Annotated in this window: 13 protein-coding genes; 8 read left to right on the forward strand and 5 right to left on the reverse strand. The window is 70.9% G+C overall.

The genetic code is table 11. The features are described 5' to 3' along the window. Nucleotides 1-190: 190 nt before the first annotated feature. On the forward strand, nucleotides 191-2,728 hold the full coding sequence (locus ACIA5D_RS09605; RefSeq protein ID WP_396029418.1) for a putative bifunctional diguanylate cyclase/phosphodiesterase: 2,538 nt from the start codon (nucleotides 191-193) through the stop codon (nucleotides 2,726-2,728). Nucleotides 2,729-3,137: 409 nt separating this feature from the next. On the opposite strand, the gene ACIA5D_RS09610 is transcribed toward ACIA5D_RS09605, so the two are convergent. Continuing rightward, nucleotides 3,138-3,779 (reverse strand): DUF998 domain-containing protein, encoded by a 642-nt coding sequence (locus tag ACIA5D_RS09610; RefSeq protein WP_396029419.1) that lies wholly within the window; start codon nucleotides 3,777-3,779, stop codon nucleotides 3,138-3,140. Between the two features lie 143 nt (nucleotides 3,780-3,922). On the opposite strand from ACIA5D_RS09610, the gene ACIA5D_RS09615 reads away from it, so the two are divergent. The 3 genes from ACIA5D_RS09615 to ACIA5D_RS09625 are packed head-to-tail and all read left to right on the forward strand — an operon-like array spanning nucleotide 3,923 to nucleotide 6,607. Further along, on the forward strand, nucleotides 3,923-4,243 hold the full coding sequence (locus ACIA5D_RS09615) for a YciI family protein (protein WP_396029420.1): 321 nt from the start codon (nucleotides 3,923-3,925) through the stop codon (nucleotides 4,241-4,243). Nucleotides 4,244-4,252: 9 nt separating this feature from the next. Next, a complete protein-coding gene (locus ACIA5D_RS09620; RefSeq protein WP_396029421.1) occupies nucleotides 4,253-6,151 on the forward strand; it encodes a DUF6596 domain-containing protein in 1,899 nt (632 codons plus the stop codon). 57 nt (nucleotides 6,152-6,208) lie between these two features. After that, nucleotides 6,209-6,607, forward strand: a complete 399-nt coding sequence (locus ACIA5D_RS09625; protein WP_396029422.1) for a MazG nucleotide pyrophosphohydrolase domain-containing protein — start codon at nucleotides 6,209-6,211, stop codon at nucleotides 6,605-6,607. A gap of 18 nt (nucleotides 6,608-6,625) precedes the next feature. On the opposite strand, the gene ACIA5D_RS09630 is transcribed toward ACIA5D_RS09625, so the two are convergent. Both ACIA5D_RS09630 and ACIA5D_RS09635 read right to left on the reverse strand, forming a co-directional pair. Beyond that, nucleotides 6,626-7,972: a benzoate/H(+) symporter BenE family transporter gene (locus tag ACIA5D_RS09630; RefSeq protein WP_396029423.1), complete on the reverse strand. Its 1,347-nt coding sequence runs from the start codon at nucleotides 7,970-7,972 to the stop codon at nucleotides 6,626-6,628. 91 nt (nucleotides 7,973-8,063) lie between these two features. After that, complete coding sequence (locus tag ACIA5D_RS09635; protein ID WP_396029424.1) at nucleotides 8,064-10,136, reverse strand: glycosyltransferase family 39 protein; 2,073 nt, start codon at nucleotides 10,134-10,136, stop codon at nucleotides 8,064-8,066. Nucleotides 10,137-10,277: 141 nt separating this feature from the next. On the opposite strand from ACIA5D_RS09635, the gene pgi reads away from it, so the two are divergent. The 3 genes from pgi to ACIA5D_RS09650 all read left to right on the forward strand — a co-directional run bounded on the left by pgi (nucleotide 10,278) and on the right by ACIA5D_RS09650 (nucleotide 14,437). Next, nucleotides 10,278-11,906: a glucose-6-phosphate isomerase gene (pgi, locus tag ACIA5D_RS09640; protein WP_396029425.1), complete on the forward strand. Its 1,629-nt coding sequence runs from the start codon at nucleotides 10,278-10,280 to the stop codon at nucleotides 11,904-11,906. 35 nt (nucleotides 11,907-11,941) lie between these two features. Continuing rightward, entirely contained in the window at nucleotides 11,942-13,015 is a 1,074-nt protein-coding gene (locus ACIA5D_RS09645) for a winged helix DNA-binding domain-containing protein (protein ID WP_396029426.1), read from the forward strand. Between the two features lie 66 nt (nucleotides 13,016-13,081). Beyond that, nucleotides 13,082-14,437: a carbohydrate-binding protein gene (locus ACIA5D_RS09650; RefSeq protein ID WP_396029427.1), complete on the forward strand. Its 1,356-nt coding sequence runs from the start codon at nucleotides 13,082-13,084 to the stop codon at nucleotides 14,435-14,437. Between the two features lie 257 nt (nucleotides 14,438-14,694). Here ACIA5D_RS09650 and ACIA5D_RS09655 read toward each other — a convergent pair whose 3' ends face one another. Then, nucleotides 14,695-15,537 (reverse strand): alpha/beta fold hydrolase, encoded by an 843-nt coding sequence (locus ACIA5D_RS09655; RefSeq protein WP_396029428.1) that lies wholly within the window; start codon nucleotides 15,535-15,537, stop codon nucleotides 14,695-14,697. A gap of 36 nt (nucleotides 15,538-15,573) precedes the next feature. Between ACIA5D_RS09655 and ACIA5D_RS09660 the strand changes: the two genes are divergently transcribed. Beyond that, the gene (locus ACIA5D_RS09660) at nucleotides 15,574-16,101 is read left to right on the forward strand and encodes a helix-turn-helix domain-containing protein (protein ID WP_396029429.1); all 528 of its coding nucleotides are present in this window, start codon (nucleotides 15,574-15,576) and stop codon (nucleotides 16,099-16,101) included. A gap of 135 nt (nucleotides 16,102-16,236) precedes the next feature. Here the strand turns inward: ACIA5D_RS09660 and ACIA5D_RS09665 are convergent, their stop codons facing one another. After that, nucleotides 16,237-17,199 (reverse strand): FAD-dependent oxidoreductase, encoded by a 963-nt coding sequence (locus ACIA5D_RS09665; protein WP_396029430.1) that lies wholly within the window; start codon nucleotides 17,197-17,199, stop codon nucleotides 16,237-16,239. Nucleotides 17,200-17,463 lie beyond the last annotated feature (264 nt).

Genomic DNA, 17,463 nt, shown 5'->3' on the forward strand with positions numbered 1-17,463 from the left:
TCACGCGGGGCGGCACCGGAAATCCGGGCCGCCCCGCACTGTTTCACCGCAGCCACGCCCGGTTGAGCCGGCGCCGATGCCGCCGAGCTCCCGAACTCCTCAGATGGCCCACGCCCGACCCGATTCTGTGACCCGACGGCACATGTCGGGGGCACGCGCCCGGAATCACGGGCGGCGGGGAGGGAGTCGGATGACCGTCAGGCGCCCGCTTCCCGCGGCAATCCTGCTCGTGGTCGTGCTGGCCGGCGCGCTGGCGTACACGGCCACCCCGGCGATCACCGCCGCCGCCACCACCGTGACCGCCGTCTGCGCGGCCGCGGCCTGCCTGGTTCGGGCCGGGCGGCGACGCGGCCGGATGCGGATCGCCTGGGCCGGCCTCGGCCTCGGCGTGCTCGCCGGCGGGCTGCCCGGCGTCGTGAGTCCGGGCTACCTCGTCATGATCCCGCTGGTGTCGGCGATGTTCCTCGCGCCGATCCCGGACCGGACGGCCCTCGAGAAGGTCCGCGGCATCGTCGACACGCTGATGATCGGGTCCTCCCTGGTCGCGCTCAGCTATCACCTGTTGCACGGCCGGGCCCACGAGGCGTACGCGATCGGCGATGTCGTCCTCGGCACCTTCGCCCTCGCCGGGCTTTCGCGGCTCCGCCGCGGCGTGCCCGACCTGCGTTCCCTCACCCTGACCAGCAGCGCCCTGCTCATCGTGGCCGTCGCCGACAGCCTCGGCCACGGCGGGTACGAGTGGCTCAGCACGGCCGGGTTGCTCACCGGTTTCGCGCTGCTCGGGGTGGCCGCCGTCCTCGGGCATGCCGGAGCGGACGACGAGACGGAGCGCGACGAGCGGCGGTCGATGACGATGCTCCTGCCGTACGCCGTCGTGGTCGTGGGTTTGATCGTCGGGACCGTGCGGCTCGCCATGGGCGGGGCGCCGAGCATCGTGGGCAACTGGACCCGGTCGATCTGCATCGGTCTGATCATCGTGCGGCAGGCGCTGCTGATGCTGGAGAGCCGGCGGCTCGCGCGGCGCATGGAGGAACGCGTCACCGAGCGCGCCGCCGACCTGCACGCGCGGGAGCTGCGCTTCCGGGCCCTCGTCGAGCAGAGCACCGACTCGATGGCGATCCTCGAGGCCGACTCGACCGTGCGCTACCAGTCCGAGTCGGTCGAGCGAGTTTTCGGCTACCCGGCGTCGTACCTGATCGGGAAACGTTTCTGCGAACTGGCCGGCCGGAAGGTGGGCGCGCGGGTCGCGGCCGCGATCGACGAGGTCAAGAGCACCCCGGGCGCAACGACAACTTTCGAGATCATGCTGTGGCACGCGGACGGGCAGGCCCGGCTCGCCGAGATGACCATCACGAACCTGCTGGACGACCCGTACGTGCGGGGCCTGGTCTTCAACACCCGCGACATCAGCGAGGCCCAGGAGCTGCAGAACCGTCTGCGCCACGAGGCCTACTACGACGGGCTGACCGGGCTGGCCAGCCGGGCCGGCTTCCGCGAGCGGCTGGCCGAGGCGGCCGAGCGGAACGCTTGCTCCCGGATCGCGATACTTTTCCTCGATCTCGACGGCTTCAAGGAGATCAACGACAGTCTCGGCCACGACGCCGGCGACCACTTGCTCGTCCATGTTGCCGAGCGGCTGCGAAAGTTGCTGCCCGCCCCGCGCGTGGTGGCGCGGCTCGGCGGCGACGAGTTCGCGGTGATCGTCGAGGCGGACAACGCGCGCGACGACGCCGAGCTGACCGCCATGGAGATCCTCGCCGCGCTCGCCGAGCCGATCCTGGTCGACGACCGCGAGCTGTACGTGAGCGCCTCGATCGGCATCGCGTCGGCCTCCGACGCCAGCGACATCGAGCAGCTTCAGCGTGACGCGGACCTGGCCATGTACCGGGCCAAGGACGCGGGCGGGGCCGGTTACCGGGCGTACGACCCGAGCATGCACGACGCGTTGACGCGCCGGCTGGAGCTGGCCGCCGACCTGCGTCTGGCACTGGAGCGCGACGAGCTCGTGCTGCATTACCAGCCCAAGGTCGACCTGCGCACCGGCGAGATATTCGGCTTCGAGGCGCTGGTCCGCTGGCAGCACCCGACCCGCGGGATGGTGCCGCCGCTCGATTTCATCGGCGTCGCCGAGGCCACCGGGCTCATCGTCCCGCTGGGCCGGTGGGTGCTCACCGAGGCGTGCCGGCAGGCCGTCGCCTGGGGCCGCCCGCTGAAGATGGCGGTCAACCTCTCGGTGCGTCAGTTCGAGGACGGCGACGTCGCGGAGATGGTCGCGTCGGTGCTCGCCGAGACCGGGATGCCGCCGGGGCAGTTGTGCCTGGAGATGACGGAGAGTGTTCTGCTCACCGACACCGACGAAAACCTTGCACGCATCGTGAGCCTCAAGGCGCTGGGCGTCCTGCTCGCGATGGACGACTTCGGCACGGGCTATTCGTCGCTCGCCTACCTGCGCCGCTTCCCGATGGACGTCCTCAAGATCGATCGGTCGTTCGTGGACCGGCTCGGCGGCGAGAGCGAGGACGAGGCTCTCGTGCGGACGATCGTCCGGCTGGGACAGCGGTTCGGCATGCACACGGTCGCCGAGGGCATCGAGAACGAAACTCAGCTCGCGATCCTGCAGGAGATGGGCTGCGATTTCGCGCAGGGGTATCTGCTTTCGCGGCCGCTCCCGGCGGGCGACGCCACGAAACTTCTGGATCGCGGCCTGCCGTTCCCCGTTCCGGCATGAACCTAGCATCCTAGGATGCACAACACGACGTGACGCTGGCGGGAAACTTTCGGTTCTTACCAGGCATTTTTCGTACGAGGTCAGCAAAGTCCCCGCCGCGGCGCCGCGCCGGCTGCGGGGTCACCCTCCTCGCGCGGCCGCCGGGCTGTTCGGGCCGATGCGCGCCACCCCGCACCGGTTTCCCGGCACGGGGTAGAGAGTTGCTCGGCGGTGAACAGGTCCCGCGGTGGTCGTCGCGCCTTCATGGTCGTCGCGCCTTCATGGCCGTCGGGCCTTTGCGGCCGTCGGGCCTTTGCGGCCGTCGGGCCTTTGCGGCCGTCGGGCCTTTGCGGCCGTCGGGCCTTTGCGGCCGTCAGGCCTTTGCGGCCGTCAGGCCTTGTCGCGGCCGTCAGGCCGAGGGCCGCTTCGGTCAGCGCCGTCGTTGCGCGCACACCGCCGAGACCCACAGCATCGCGCTGATCGCGCCGACGGCGAGGGTCAGTGAGCCGGCCCGGCCGCCCGACATCGCCCACCCGTTGCCGAGCAGCAGCGCTGTCCCCGCCGCGGCCGAGGCCAGGGCGCGTCGGCGGTCGCCGGAGCGGGCGAAGCAGCGGGCCAGCACGTAGCAGCCGGCGATCAGCGTGCCGAAGGCGATCGTCCCGCTCGCGAAATGCGCGAAACTGTGCCATGACAGCACCCCCGGCCCCGCGGGCGTGCCGGCCGGGAAGCCGTCCGCGGGGTCCATCGTGAACACGCCCGCGGCGACCATCCCGAGCCCGCTGACCGCCAGCAGCCGCGGCGCCCAGCGGCTGTCGACCACCTCGCGCAGGCCGGCTGCCCCGGCGACCATCAAGGCCCCCGCGATCAGGAAGTTGGCGATCTGCAGCCAGCCGAGCGAGCCGGTGCTCAGCATGCTCAGCGGATGCCGCGTGATGTCGAAGCCGTTCCGCGTGAACGCCTGGACGAGCGAGACTGCCGCCCACAGCGGCGCGGCGACCGCCCCGGCGAGGAGCAGGGAACGGGTGCGGGTGGTGGAGGCGGGAACGGCGGCGAAAGAAGCAACTGCGGTCATGGTGGGTTCCTCCTGGAAAGGTTTCGTGTCTGTCCTGACGTCGGCTCGCCGATACGACAGGGAACGGCGACCATTCCCTGTCGCTAGGCTGAGCCGACGAAGGGGTGTCCGCGACACACCGACCTCACCTGAGGAGCAGAGCGATGCGTTACCTGATGATCTCGAAGCCGTCGTCCACCCCGCCCGACCAGAAACTGTTCACCGAGATGGGGGCGTTCATCGAGGAGCTCACCGCGGCCGGCGTGCTGCTGGCCACCGGCGGCCTCGAGCCCGGCGGCATCACCGTGCGCTCGGTGGGTGGCGAGATCACCGTCACCGACGGCCCGTTCGCCGAGGCCAAGGAGGCCGCGGCCGGCTTCGCGCTGATCGAGGTCGGCTCGAAGGAGGAGGCGATCGAGCTCGCGCGCCGCTTCCGCAAGATCGTCGGCGATGGGGAGGGCACCATCCAGCAGGTCTTCGGCTAGCCGCCGACCATGCCCGACGTCCACCGCACGATCGACGCGGTCTGGAAGCTGGAGTCCGCGAAGATCGTCGGCGGGTTGGCCCGGCTCGTGCACGACGTCGGGCTGGCCGAGGAACTGGCCCAGGACGCCCTCGTCGCCGCCCTCGAGCATTGGCCGTCGGCGGGCGTTCCCGACAACCCCGGCGCCTGGCTGACCACGGTCGCCAGGCGCCGGGCCATCGACCACATTCGCCGGGAGCAGCGAAACTCGGCGATCGAGAGCGATGTCCCGTACGCGGAAAGCCCGGAACCGCAGGATGACGTCCTGCGCCTGATTTTCGTCTGCTGTCACCCCGCCCTGACGCGCGAAGCGCGCGTCGCGCTGACCCTGCGCCTGGTTGCCGGCCTGTCCGCCGCCGAGATCGCCCGCGCGTTTCTGCTGGACGAGCCGCAGGTGGTGCGGCGGATTGCGGCCGCGAAACAGACCCTGGCCGACGAGGGCGTGGATTTCGCGTCGCACGCGTCCCCGGGGCGGCTCGACTCGGTGCTGGAGGTCCTCTACCTGGTCTTCAACGAGGGCTACTCGGCGACCGCCGGGCAGGACCTGATCCGGGCGGATCTGTGCCGCGAGGCGTTGCGCCTGGGCCGGATGCTCGCCGAGCTGGCGCCCGCCGAGGCCGAGGCGCACGGCCTGGTGGCGCTGATGGAGCTGCAGGCGTCCCGGTCGGCGGCCCGCATCGGTCCTTCCGGCGAGCTGATCCTGCTGCACGAGCAGAACCGTGGTCGCTGGGACCAGCTGCTCATCAAGCGTGGTTTCGCTGCGATGCTGCGGGCCCGGGCGCTAGGGGCGCCGCCGGGCCCCTATGTGCTGCAGGCCGCGATCGCCGTCTGCCACGCGCAGGCGCCGTCGGCGGCCGACACGGACTGGCCGCGCATCGCCACGCTGTACGACGCCCTGGCCCGCCTGCTGCCCAGCCCGGTGGTGCGCCTCAACCGGGCCGTCGCGATCGGCATGGCGCGGGGGCCGGCGGCGGGCCTGGCCGAGGCCGACGCGCTGCTGACCGATCCGTCGCTGCGGGACTATCACCTGCTGCCGTCGGTGCGGGGCGACCTGCTCGCCCGGTTGTCGCGCCGGGCCGAGGCGCGCCGGGAGTTCGAGCGGGCACTGACCCTGACCCGCAACGAGCCCGAGCGGGAGTTTCTCCGCCGCCGGGCGGCCGAGATGGGCCAGGTTTCGCCGCTCCGGGAAACTTTCGGCGAGGCCGTGTCGGGGTTTCTTGCGAGGGACGACCTCGACGCGGCGACGCTGCGGTCCTATCGGCAGACATTCGGCCGGCTGAGCCGGGCGCTGGGCGACAGCTTTCCTCTCGACGAGCTGACGCCCGAACGGGTGGCCGAGGTCTGCACGACGGCGTGGGGCGCCGCCGCCGGCAAGACCTGGAACCGGCACCGCGCCACGCTGCGGTCCTTTGCGACCTGGTCGTCCCGGCCGGCCCTGGCCGCCGCGCTGACCCGCCGGCCCGAAACTGTCGCGCCCAGGCGGCTCATTTCGCCCGATACTTTGGCGGCGCTGCTTTCCGAGCCGCGTCACTCGGTACGCGAGCGGACCCTCTGGCTTCTGCTGCACGAGTCGGGGGCGGCGGTGACCTCGGTGCTGGCGCTCAACGTCGAGGACCTCGACCTGGAGGATCGCCGCGCGCGGGTCGGCGGCCGTTGGGTGTCGTGGCGCTCCGGGGCCGCGAAACTGCTGCCCGAGCTGGTGGCCGGCCGCGCCGCGGGCCCGTTGTTCCGCACCGATCGGCGGCCGTCGCCGTCCGCGACCGCGGACCGGTGCCCGCACACAGGGCGGGCCCGCTTGTCGTACGAGCGCGCCGAGTATCTGTTCAAGCAGGCCACGGGTCACACGTTGCGTTCCCTGCGCGGGCGGTGACTGAGCTCACGGCGCGCGTCGGCGGCGTCGTTGTGGAGCGTCGGTAGGGTGCCGGGCGTGAGCGAGTCCCCGTGGCGGATGGTCCGTGAGTTCCACGAGGTGTTCGGCCTCGAGCACCCCGACCGGCCCACCCCGATCCCGCCCGAGCTGGCCGCGGTGCGGCAGCGTCTCCTCGACGAGGAGGTGGGCGAGGTGGCCGAGGCTTCCGCCGCCGCCCAGCTGGACCCGTCGCCGCAGCGCCTGGCCGAGCTGGCGCGTGAGCTGGCCGATGTCGTCTACGTCGCCTACGGAACTGCCGTCACCCATGGCATCGACCTGGACGCCGTGATCGCCGAGGTCCACCGGGCCAACATGAGCAAGCTCGGCGACGACGGCCGGCCGGTGGTTCGTGACGGCAAGGTACAGAAGGGCCCCAACTTTCGCCCGCCCGACCTGGCCGCCCTGTTCAGCGAGTGATGTCCCGCGGCCGCGGCGTCACGGCCCGGTGCGCCTGGCGTCGGCTGCGGCCTCGGCAGCGGCTGGGGTTTCCGCGGCCGCCGGGGTTCCGGCGAGGGCGGGCGATTCGGCCGACGTCCGGGCTTCGGCCGACGTCGGGGCTTCGGCCGGGGGCGGGGCGTCGGTCGGAGCGTCGGCGGCGTGTGCGCGACGGCTGATCGCGCCCGTTGCCACGGCCGTCAGCAGGCCCGCGATCAGCCCCCAGAAGGCCGACCCCACGCCCAGCAGCTTCACGCCCGAGGCCGTGGCCAGGAATGTGACCACCGCCGCCTCGCGCCAGCGGGTGTCGCTCAGGGCCGAGGTCAGCGACGAGCCGATCGCGCCCAGCAGGCCGATGCCGGCGATGCCCAGGACCATCGGCGCCGGCAGCGCGAGCAGCAACGACCCGACGGTCGCCCCCAGCGCGCCGATCACCAGATAGAAGACGCCCGCCCAGACGCCCGCCAGGTAGCGGCGGCGTGGGTCGGGATGGGCCTGCGGGCCGGTGCAGATCGCCGCGGTGATGGCGGCCAGGTTGAGGCCGAACGCTCCGAACGGGGCCAGGACGAAGTTCGTGGCCCCCGTCCAGGTGATCAGCGGGGAGACCGGCACGTCGTAGCCGTCGTTGCGCAGGACCGCCACTCCCGGGAGATTCTGGGACGCCATGGTGACGACGAACAAGGGCAGGGCCACGCCGATCGCGGCCTGCCACGAGAACGAGGGCGCCGTGAAGACGGGTTTCGCCCAGGCCAGGTCGACCGAGGAGAGGTGCAGCTCGCCGAGCGCGGCCGCGATCGCGATGCCGGCGGCCAGCGCCGCCAGGACCGCGTAGCGGGGGAGCAGGCGGCGGCACACCAGGTAGACCGCGAACATCGTGAAGACCAGCGCGAAATCTTTCTCCATGCTGCCGAACAGCGCCGTGCCGAACTGGACCAGCACGCCGGCCAGCAGCGCCGCCGCCAGGGAGACGGGGACGCGGCTCATCACGCGGGCGAACCAGCCCGTCACGCCGCTGAGCGTGATCAGGGCCGCCGAGATCAGGAAGGCGCCGGTGGCCTCGCGCAGGGTCAGGCCGTCCAGGCCGGTGGCCAGCAGCGCGGCGCCCGGGGTCGACCAGGCGGTGATGATCGGCGCCTTGTACCGCAGGGACAGGCCGATGCAGGTCAGGCCCATGCCCACGCCCAGCGCGAGCATCCACGAGGCCAGCACGGCGCTGTCGGCGCCGGCGGCCCGGGCCGCGGCGAAGACGATCGCCGCCGAGCTGGTGATGCCGATGAGCATCGCCAGCAGGCCGGCGGTCACGGCGGAGAGCGGGGCCAGCCGGGACAGGCGGCGGAAGAAGGTCATGCACGCTCCCCGGCGGGTTCACAAGGCGAAAAGCGATGCTAACGGAAGGAGCCCCGCGCCTGGCTGGCACGGGGCTCCGAAAGGGTGACGGTCAGCTGGTCGCGGCCTGGGTGAGGTCGTAGACCGTCGCGCTGCCGACCGTCGTGGCCGTGTAGTGCGCGGCCACCCATTCCGCGATCTGCGACGATGCGGTCGAGGAGCCACCGCCGCCGCCCATGCCGCCGCCCGAGATGTAATAGTGGATCTGACCGGCCGCCACGTACGCCTGGAACTGCGCCAGGGTCGGGCTCGGATCGCTGCCGTTCCAGCCGCCCAGGGCGATCACCGAGGTGCCGCTGTCCAGCTCCAGCTCGGCGGCCGAGGTGGCGCCGCTGATCGCCGCCGACCACTTGGTGGTGCCGGCCTCCAGCAGCGCGATCAGCTCGCTGTTGCTGCTCGTGCCACCCATCCCGCCACCGCCGCCGCCCGGGGCCGCGGACGACGAGCCGGTGGACGAGCTGGAGGAGGCGGAGCCGGAGGACGAAGAACTGGAAGACGAGGAGCCGGCCGACGAGGAGCCGGACGAGGAGCTTGACGACGAGCCGGTGGAGCCGGAGGTGGAAGACCCGGACCCGGACGAGGAGCCGGACCCCGACGGGCCGCCGAAGCCGCCCGCCCCGCCCATGCGGTTGTCGACGCCGCCGCCCGTACCCCCTGAATTTGCCGGACCTGATGCCGGGATGGAGCCGGTGTGAGCGACGGAAGCTGTCGCCGTCGCGTAGGCCGCGCCGGAGGCGCCGGCCGAAAGAATCGCCGCGACGAGCGCGACCATCGCGAAACCGCGCAGCTTCGCCGCCGGAACCAGGAGCACAAGAGCGAGGAGTACGCCGAGAGCAAGCGACGCCCAGCGCAGCACCGGCAGCCAGTCCGCGCGTCCCATCAGCACGGAACCCCACACCGCGGTCGCGAGAATCATCGCGGCGAGCAGCGCCCGGCTCCAAAGTTTCGCGCGGTAGAGCCAGAGAACCCGTCCGCCGATGCCGACGAGCGCGGCGATGGCCGGGGCCAGGGCGACGGTGTAGTAGGGGTGGATGGTGCCGCTCATGTACGAGAAAGTGATGCCGGTGACGAGCAGCCAGCCGCCCCACATGACGACCGCGGCGCGGGCCCGGTCGGTGCGGGGCGCGGTGAAGGTGCAGGCCAGCAGGGCGACCAGGGCGATCAGCGCGGCCGGCAGCAGCCACGAGATCTCGGTGCCCATCGACTCGCCGAACAGACGCCCGATGCCGGTGGACCCGCCGAAACCGGTGTTGCCGCCGCCGCCACCCCCGCCGCCGCCGTTTCCGTCGCCGCCGAAAATGCGGCCGAGGCCGTTGTAGCCGAGCGCGAGCTCCCACAGCGTGTTGTTGGTGGAGCCGGCGATGTACGGGCGTGACGACGCGGGCCAGAGCGAGACGAGGGCGATGTACCAGCCGGCCGAGACGACCAGGGCGAGGCCGGCGATGAGCAGGTCGCGGATGCGCTTGCCGAGCCCGGTCGGCGCGGCGATCAGGTAGACCAGGGCGAAGCCGGGCAGCACCAGGAACGCCTGCATCATTTTCGTCAGGAAGCCGAAACCGAGCAGCATGCCGGTGAGCGCCAGCCACTTCCAGGAGGCCTTCTCGACCGCCCGGGTCGTGGTGTAGGCGCCCGCCGTCATCAGCAGCACGAGCAGCGCGTCGGGGTTGTCGTAGCGGAACATCAGCACCGCGACCGGGGTCAGCGCGAGCGCCGCGCCGGCCAGCAGGCCCGCGTTCGGGCCGAACCAGCGCTTCACGGTCAGGTACAGCAGGTACACGCTCGCCACGCCCATGAGCGCCTGCGGGGCGAGAATCGCCCAGCTGTTCACGCCGAAGATGCGGGCGGACAGGCCCATCACCCACATGGCGGCGGGCGGTTTGTCGACGGTGATGGCGTCGCCGGCGTCGAGCGAGCCGAACAGCCAGGCCTTCCAGCTCTGCGCGCCGGCCTGCGCGGCGGCGGCGTAGAAACTGTTCCCCCAGCCGGAGGCGCTCAGGTCCCACAGGTAGAGCACCGCGGTCGCAGCGAGCAGGGCCAGGACCGGCCATCGTCGCGCGCGGGGCGGCGGCGGTGGTGCTCCGTGTCTCGGCGAGGCCACCCGAGGGCGTTCCATCAACGTCGTCATGGCGTCAACCCTGGGTGCTGCGGCTACGTCGGCCTTGTGCCCGGCCTGTGCGATCTCTATGACCAGCGCTACGCCACGAGCGTCTCCGTTTCGTGCCAGGATGGCGATGAGAGTCCGGGTTCAAGGGAAGAGACTGGGGCAATGAGCGAACACGTTTCCGGCAGCGCCGAGTGGCAGTCCCTGCAGGGCCACGCCGAGAAATTTTCGGCGGTGCACCTTCGCGACCTGTTCGGCAGCGACCCGGGGCGCGCCGGGCGCCTGACCGCGACGGTCGCCGACCTCACCGTGGACTACAGCAAGAACCTGGTGACCGAGGAGGTCATGACCGCGCTGCTCGCCCTGGCCTCGCGCGCGCGCCTGACCGAGCGGGTCGCGGCGATGTTCGCCGGCGAGCACATCAACGTCACCGAGGATCGCGCCGTCCTGCACACCGCGCTGCGGCTGCCGCGCACCGCGACGCTGGTCGTCGACGGTCAGGACGTGGTCGCCGAGGTGCACGAGGTGCTCGACCGGATGGGGTCGTTCAGCGACAAGGTGCGCTCGGGCGCGTGGACCGGTCACACCGGGCAGCGCATCAGGACCGTCGTGAACATCGGCATCGGCGGGTCCGACCTGGGGCCGGTGATGGCGTACGAGGCGTTGAAGGCCTTCAAGACGCCCGAGATCGAGTGCCGGTTCATCTCGAACATCGACCCGACCGATCTGTACGAGAAGACCCACGACCTCGACCCGGCCACGACGCTGTTCATCATCGTGTCGAAGACTTTCGGCACGCAGGAGACGCTGACCAATGCGACCGAGGCGCGCAACTGGCTGCTCGCCTCGCTCAAGGACGAGGCCGCGGTCGCGAAACATTTCGTGGCCGTCTCGACGAACGCCCAGCGCGTCGCCGACTTCGGCATCGACACCGCCAACATGTTCGGCTTCTGGGACTGGGTCGGCGGCCGTTATTCGCTGCCGTCCGCGGTGGGCCTGTCGGTGATGGTGGCGATCGGCAAGGAGCAGTTCGCCGACATGCTGGCCGGCTACCACGCCGTCGACGAGCATTTCCGCACCCAGCCGCTCGAGTCGAACGTGCCGGCCCTGCTCGGCCTGATCAACGTCTGGTACGACACTTTCCTCGGCGCCCAGTCGCACGCGATCCTGCCGTACTCGCAGTACCTGCACCGGTTCGCCGCCTACCTGCAGCAGCTCACCATGGAGAGCAACGGCAAGTCGGTGCGCCTGGACGGCAGCCCGGTCGGTTACCAGACCGGCGAGGTCTTCTGGGGCGAGCCCGGCACCAACGGGCAGCACGCCTTCTACCAGCTCATCCATCAGGGCACCAAGCTGATCCCGGCCGATTTCATCGGGTTCGCGCAGCCCAACCACGACATCGGCGGCATGCACGACCTGCTCATGTCGAACTTCTTCGCGCAGACCGGGGCGCTGGCGTTCGGCCGCACGCTGGAGCAGGTCGAGGCGGAGGGCACCGACCCGAAGGTGGCGCCGCACCGCGTCATGCAGGGCAACCACCCGACCACGACGATCATCGCGGACAAGCTGACACCGTCGATCCTCGGGCAGTTGATCGCCCTCTACGAGCACATCACGTTCACCGAGGGCACGATCTGGCAGATCAACTCGTTCGACCAGTGGGGCGTCGAGCTCGGCAAGGTGATGGCCAACCAGCTCGCGCCCAAGCTGACCGGGTCGTCCGCGCCGGCGGCCGACGACGACTCGTCGACGAACAACCTGATCAAGCTCTACCGGGCGGCGCGGGGCCGCTGAGCGAATTTGTCGTACCCGCGGCCTAGGGTCGTCCCATGGATTCACGGACGGCCCTGGGCCTGCGGCTTTCCAGCCTGCTGCTGCGGGGCAACGCGCCCTCGTCGGTCGGCGAGATCGTGTCGTGGTTCGGCGCGATGCAGTCGCAAGATGCGAACAGCATGCTGTGGTCGCTCGGCGCCCGCCTGCCGGGCTGGTCGCTGGCCGACGTCAACGACGCGCTCGAGAAACGCTCCGTGCTACGCACCTGGCCGATGCGCGGCACCGTGCATCTTGTCCCGTCGGCCGACGCGCACTGGATGCTCGACCTCATGGGGGTGCGGCTGCTGGCCGGCGCCGCGAAGCGCCGCGAGAGCATCGGCCTCGACGATAAGACGGCCGATCGTGCGGTCGAGCTGCTCGGCGACGCCCTGGCGGGCGGCAGGCGCCTGACGCGATCCGAGTGCATGCAGACGCTGACGTCCGGCGGCATCGACGTGAGTGGGCAGCGGGGTTACCACCTGCTCTGGTACGCGTCGCAGCGCGGTGTCACGGCGATCGCGCCGCACGTGGGCAAGGAACAGACGTTCGTGCTCCTCGACGAGTGGGCGCCCGAGCCGTTGCGGCCTTCCCGCGAGGAGGCGCTGGGCCTGATCGCCCTGCGGTACTTCCAGAGCCACGGACCGGCGACCCGCAAAGACTTCGCGGGCTGGACCGGGCTGACGATGGCCGACTGCAAGGCCGGCATAGCGGTCGCCGGGGACGCCCTGGCGGCGGTCGACGTCGACGGGGTCGAGATGATCGCGTCCGCGTCCGCGCTGGATGCGGCTTCCGCTTTCGACGGGTGGCTGGCGCTGTCCGGCTTCGACGAATACCTGCTGGGCTACAAAGATCGCTCGCTCATGGCCACCCCCGACCAGCTGGCGGCGATCATCCCGGGCGGCAACGGCGTCTTCCAGTCGACGCTCGTGCGCGACGGGCGCGTGGTCGCCACCTGGAAGCGGGTCCTGGGAGCGAAGAGCGTCACCGTGACGGTCCTCCCGCTGGAGCGGCTGCCGGCCCGGGCGGCCGAGAAAGCGCTTACCCCCTTCGCGGAGTTCCTCGGCGTCCCCCTCACTGTTAAGAAGCCTTGATATTTACGAATGTGAACGCCACGATATGGGTGTAGTTGGTCACGTTCGTCGATGAAAGGGGCTGCCATGGGCGTTCGTCGTCGGTTGTTAGCGCTGGTCGCAGGGGTGGCGGTGACGGCCGGCGCGTTGGCCGTGGCCGTCGCCGGAGAGGGCACGTCGTTCGCGGCCGTGGCCTGCTCGGGCACCGTCTGGACCGAAGGGCCCACCTATACGGCCGGGCAGCAGGTGACCTACAGCGGGCACCTCTACCAGGCGCTCGTCACCCACACCGCGTACGCGGGGGCGGGCTGGAACCCGGCCGCGACGCCGTCGCTGTGGAAGGACCTCGGCGCGTGCACCGGCACCCCGACGACCTCGCCCACGACGCCGCCGACGACCCGGCCCACCACCACGCCGCCCACCACGCCACCGACCACCCGGCCCACCACCACGCCGCCCACGACCTCGCCCACGACCCCGCCGACCGGCTCGACCTGCGCGGTCAAGTCACGGCCCGCCGGCAAGGTGCTGCAGGGCTACTGGGAGAACTGGGACGGCGCCTCCAACGGCGTGCACCCGGGCCTCGGCTGGGTCCCGATCAACGACAGCCGCATCCTCCAGCACGGCTACAACGTGATCGCCGCCGCGTTCCCGGTGATCCGTTCCGACGGCACCGTGCTGTGGGAGAACGGCATGGACGCCGGCGTGAAGGTCTCGACGCCGGCCGAGATGTGCGCGGCCAAGGCATCCGGCGCGACCATCGTCATGTCGATCGGCGGGGCCGCGGCGGGCATCGACCTGTCGTCCAGCGCGGTCGCCGACCGGTTCGTCGCGACCGTCGTGCCGATCCTCAAGCAGTACAACTTCGACGGCATCGACATCGACATCGAGACCGGGCTGACCGGCAGCGGCAGCATCACGACGCTGTCCACCTCGCAGGCCAACCTGATCCGCATCATCGACGGCGTGCTCGCCCAGATGCCGTCCAACTTCGGGCTCACCATGGCGCCCGAGACCGCGTACGTGACCGGCGGCAGCGTCACCTACGGCTCGATCTGGGGCTCGTACCTGCCGATCATCAAGAAGTACGTGGACAACGGCCGCCTGTGGTGGCTCAACATGCAGTACTACAACGGCTCGATGTACGGCTGCTCCGGCGACTCCTACTCGGCCGGGACGGTGCAGGGCTTCACCGTGCAGACCCAGTGCCTGAACAACGGCCTGACCATCCAGGGCACGACGATCCGCGTGCCCTACGACAAGCAGGTGCCGGGCCTGCCGGCCCAGTCGGGCGCGGGCGGCGGCTACATGACGCCGTCGCTGGTGTCGCAGGCCTACAACAGCGTCAGCTCCATCAAGGGCGTGATGACCTGGTCCATCAACTGGGACGGCTCGAGGGGCTGGACCTTCGGTGACAACGTGAAGTCACTCGAGGGCCGCTGACACCCGCGGCCGTCCATGACGGCCGCACGACCGCAACGGCCGGCCGGCGCCAACCGGCCGGCCGTCGCGGCTCGCGCCCGGCCGCGCTTTCGCGCCGCGCTTTCGCGCCGCGCTTTCGCGCCGCGCTTTCGTGCTGTGCCGCGCTTTCGTGCTGTGCCGCGCTTTCGTGCTGTGCCGCGCTTTCGTGCTGTGCCGCGCTTTCGTGCTGTGCCGCGCCGCGCTGTGGCCTCTTTCGCGCCGGGCTTTCCGGGCCGCGTTCAGGTGGCGTCGGCGATCAGCTCACATAAGGCGTCGCGCACCGTGTCGGGCTGCTCGATGTGCATGAAGTTGTGGGTCGCGCCCTCGACGACGCGGTGCCGGCCCCGGGTGAACGACTTCGCGATCCCGGCGTGCAGCTCGCGGATGCCGTCGAGGGCGCGCTGGATCAGCTCGGGCGAGCCGAAACCCTGCCACGCCGGGTTGCCCGCCCCGGCCGACAGCACGATCACCGGCACGTCCGGCAGCGGCCCGCCTTTCCGGAGCTCGCCGTAGACCTCGCTCTCCAGGTTCGCCGCCTCCAGCAGGCCGGTGCGCCAGTGCTCCACGTGGTGGTCGGCAAGCTCGTCGCGTACCGATGATGGCCAGGAACCGAGAATCTTCGCCCAGGCCTCTTTCGCGGCGGCACGCTGCTCGGCCGTCAGGTCGGGCAGCTGCGCCGGGTCGGGCTTCATCTGATCGTTGAGCGCGGCGGCCTCGGGCGGCAGGTGCGCGAAGAGATCCTCGTGGCCGGGATCGAGCAGCAGCATCCCGGCCACCGACTCGGGGAAAAGTTGCGCGAAACGCCGCGCGTAGACCGCGCCCATCGAATGCCCGACAAGGAAATGTTCCCCGTCGCCGGCGACCTGGCGCAGCTCCGACGCCACCGCGGCGGCGCTGCGCGGCAGGGGAACGGGCGCGCTCCAGCCGGTGCCGCCGCGGTCATAGAGCAGGTGCGCCGCCCCGGAAAGTTTCGTGAGATTCAGGAAATCGAGCCCCACCAGGCCCGCCCCGGGCAGGTAGAGCACGCGCGCTCCGCCGTCGCCGAACCGATAGGTGGCCACCCCGCCGACCATTGTTCTCATGGCTGCGAACATTAGCAGCCGTGCGAACATTGGGGAATGGACCCGGTCGAGCTTCTCCTGCACCCGGTGCGGCTGCGCATCGTGCACGCCCTCTCCGGCCGCACCGTGACCACGGCCGGCCTGTGCGCCCGGCTGCCCGACGTCTCCCAGGCCACGGTCTACCGGCACGTCGCCCTGCTCACCGAGGCCGGCATCATCGAGGTCGCCGGGGAACAGCGCGTGCGGGGTTTCGTCGAGCGCAGCTACCGCTTGCGCCGCGACCGCGCCGTCATCGACGCGAAAACGGCGGCGTCCGCGACCACCGACGACCACCGCCGCGCGTTCGCCACCGCGACGGCCGTCCTGCTCGCCGAGTTCGGCTCCTATCTGGACGGCGACCCCGACCCGGCGTCCGACCTGGTCGGCTACCGCCAGCACGCGATCTGGCTGACGCCCGCCGAGCGGGAGAAACTCATCGCCGGCCTGCGCGAGGCGATCCTCCCGGTCCTGGGCAACGAGCCCGCCGGCGACCGCGCCCCCCACCTGCTGAGCCCGATCCTCTTCCCGATGAGAGAAGACCGATGAGGCAAAACCGATGAGGAAGGGCTGGGGAGGGAAGGCTGGTGAAGGAAGGCCGGTGAGGGAAGGCCGGTGAGGGAAGGCCGGTGAGGGAAGGCCGGTCAGGGAAGGCCGGTCAGGGAAGGCCGGTGAGCCCCGGACCTATCGCCCGAGCAGCCCGAGCACGATCTCGGTCACGTCGTCGGCGCAGCCCCACGACAGACTCACGCCGGCGCCGCTGTGGCCGTAGTTGTGGACGATGTGGCGGTCCCCGCGGTTCTCGTGCTCGAGGCGGATCACGGGACGGGACGGGCGGATGCCGCCGCGATGGCCGACGACCTCGGCCGTACGGATCTCGGGAAAGATGTCGCCGCAGCGCTTCATGATCGCGTCGGCCACCAGCGGGTCGGGCTTCGGGTCGGCGATGCCCTCTTCGGCGCTGCCGCCCAGCAGCAGCAGGTCGCCCTGGGGCAGCAGGTAGATCATCTCGCCGAGTTGCTCGGTGTGCTCGGCGAAGAACTCCTGGTGGCCGGGATTTTTGATCGCGACGAGCTGGCCGCGGATCGGCTGGACCGTGGGGTCGGGCACCAGGTGGCGGGCGCCGGAGCCGCTGCAATTGACCACGATGGGCGCGTCCGCGAAGCCGTCCGGCAGCGACGTCATCCGCTCGCCGAAGTGCATCTCGGCGCCGTAGGCCAGGGTCATCGCCTGCAGCGCCGCCAAGTATGGCGGCATGTCGATGATCGGAGCCGTGTAGTGCCAGCCGTGCACGAAACCGGCCGGCAGCTCGTCGGTGGTGCACTCCTTGAACCCGGGCAGCTCGCGCGCCCAGCCCGGCGAGGTGATCGGCAGCCGGGACGCCTCGACGCCGCGGACCAGCCGTACGCCGGGAAAATTTTCCAGCGCCATCCGGGAGAACACCTTGTAGCTGGCCTCGGCCCAGGCGGGGACCCGCGGGTGCTCGGCGTAGATCGGATCCCAGATGGCGCCGGCGGCGGCCGAGTTCGTGTCGGCGGGCGCGGCCTCGGCGCGGATCAGCACGCGGACGCCGTGCTCGGCCAGTCGCACGCTCGTGGTCAGCCCGGAGACACCGGCGCCGACGACGAGCACATCGGCTCGGTCCATCTTCCGACGCTAACGGTGATCGATGGTTCGCCGCGGGACGATGCCACGTGAGGAACATGAATGTGCGGACGATGCGCATACGGCGTCCGAAGCTTGAATCACCCCCGCGTTGATGCTACGTACACTGACCGCGCTGGATCGATCACTGACGGTTGCATTCCTCGGGTCTTTGGGGTGCAATCGACAGGCTGGCGTCATGCGGGCGGGGACGCGCCGCTGCGGTGCGGAGATGGTTGGGGCGCGCAGACGGTCATCGACGACCCG

The sequence above is a fragment of the Actinoplanes sp. NPDC051513 genome (genome assembly GCF_044454685.1).
Lineage (GTDB): Bacteria > Actinomycetota > Actinomycetes > Mycobacteriales > Micromonosporaceae > Actinoplanes.

Coding starts and splice junctions, on each gene's coding strand:
- ACIA5D_RS09605 (WP_396029418.1), top strand. CDS start 191: ATGACCGTCAGGCGCCCGCTTCCCGCGGCAATCCTGCTCGTGGTCGTG.
- ACIA5D_RS09610 (WP_396029419.1), bottom strand. CDS start 3,779: ATGACCGCAGTTGCTTCTTTCGCCGCCGTTCCCGCCTCCACCACCCGC.
- ACIA5D_RS09615 (WP_396029420.1), top strand. CDS start 3,923: ATGCGTTACCTGATGATCTCGAAGCCGTCGTCCACCCCGCCCGACCAG.
- ACIA5D_RS09620 (WP_396029421.1), top strand. CDS start 4,253: ATGCCCGACGTCCACCGCACGATCGACGCGGTCTGGAAGCTGGAGTCC.
- ACIA5D_RS09630 (WP_396029423.1), bottom strand. CDS start 7,972: ATGACCTTCTTCCGCCGCCTGTCCCGGCTGGCCCCGCTCTCCGCCGTG.
- ACIA5D_RS09635 (WP_396029424.1), bottom strand. CDS start 10,136: ATGACGACGTTGATGGAACGCCCTCGGGTGGCCTCGCCGAGACACGGA.
- pgi (WP_396029425.1), top strand. CDS start 10,278: ATGAGCGAACACGTTTCCGGCAGCGCCGAGTGGCAGTCCCTGCAGGGC.
- ACIA5D_RS09645 (WP_396029426.1), top strand. CDS start 11,942: ATGGATTCACGGACGGCCCTGGGCCTGCGGCTTTCCAGCCTGCTGCTG.
- ACIA5D_RS09650 (WP_396029427.1), top strand. CDS start 13,082: ATGGGCGTTCGTCGTCGGTTGTTAGCGCTGGTCGCAGGGGTGGCGGTG.
- ACIA5D_RS09655 (WP_396029428.1), bottom strand. CDS start 15,537: ATGAGAACAATGGTCGGCGGGGTGGCCACCTATCGGTTCGGCGACGGC.
- ACIA5D_RS09660 (WP_396029429.1), top strand. CDS start 15,574: ATGGACCCGGTCGAGCTTCTCCTGCACCCGGTGCGGCTGCGCATCGTG.
- ACIA5D_RS09665 (WP_396029430.1), bottom strand. CDS start 17,199: ATGGACCGAGCCGATGTGCTCGTCGTCGGCGCCGGTGTCTCCGGGCTG.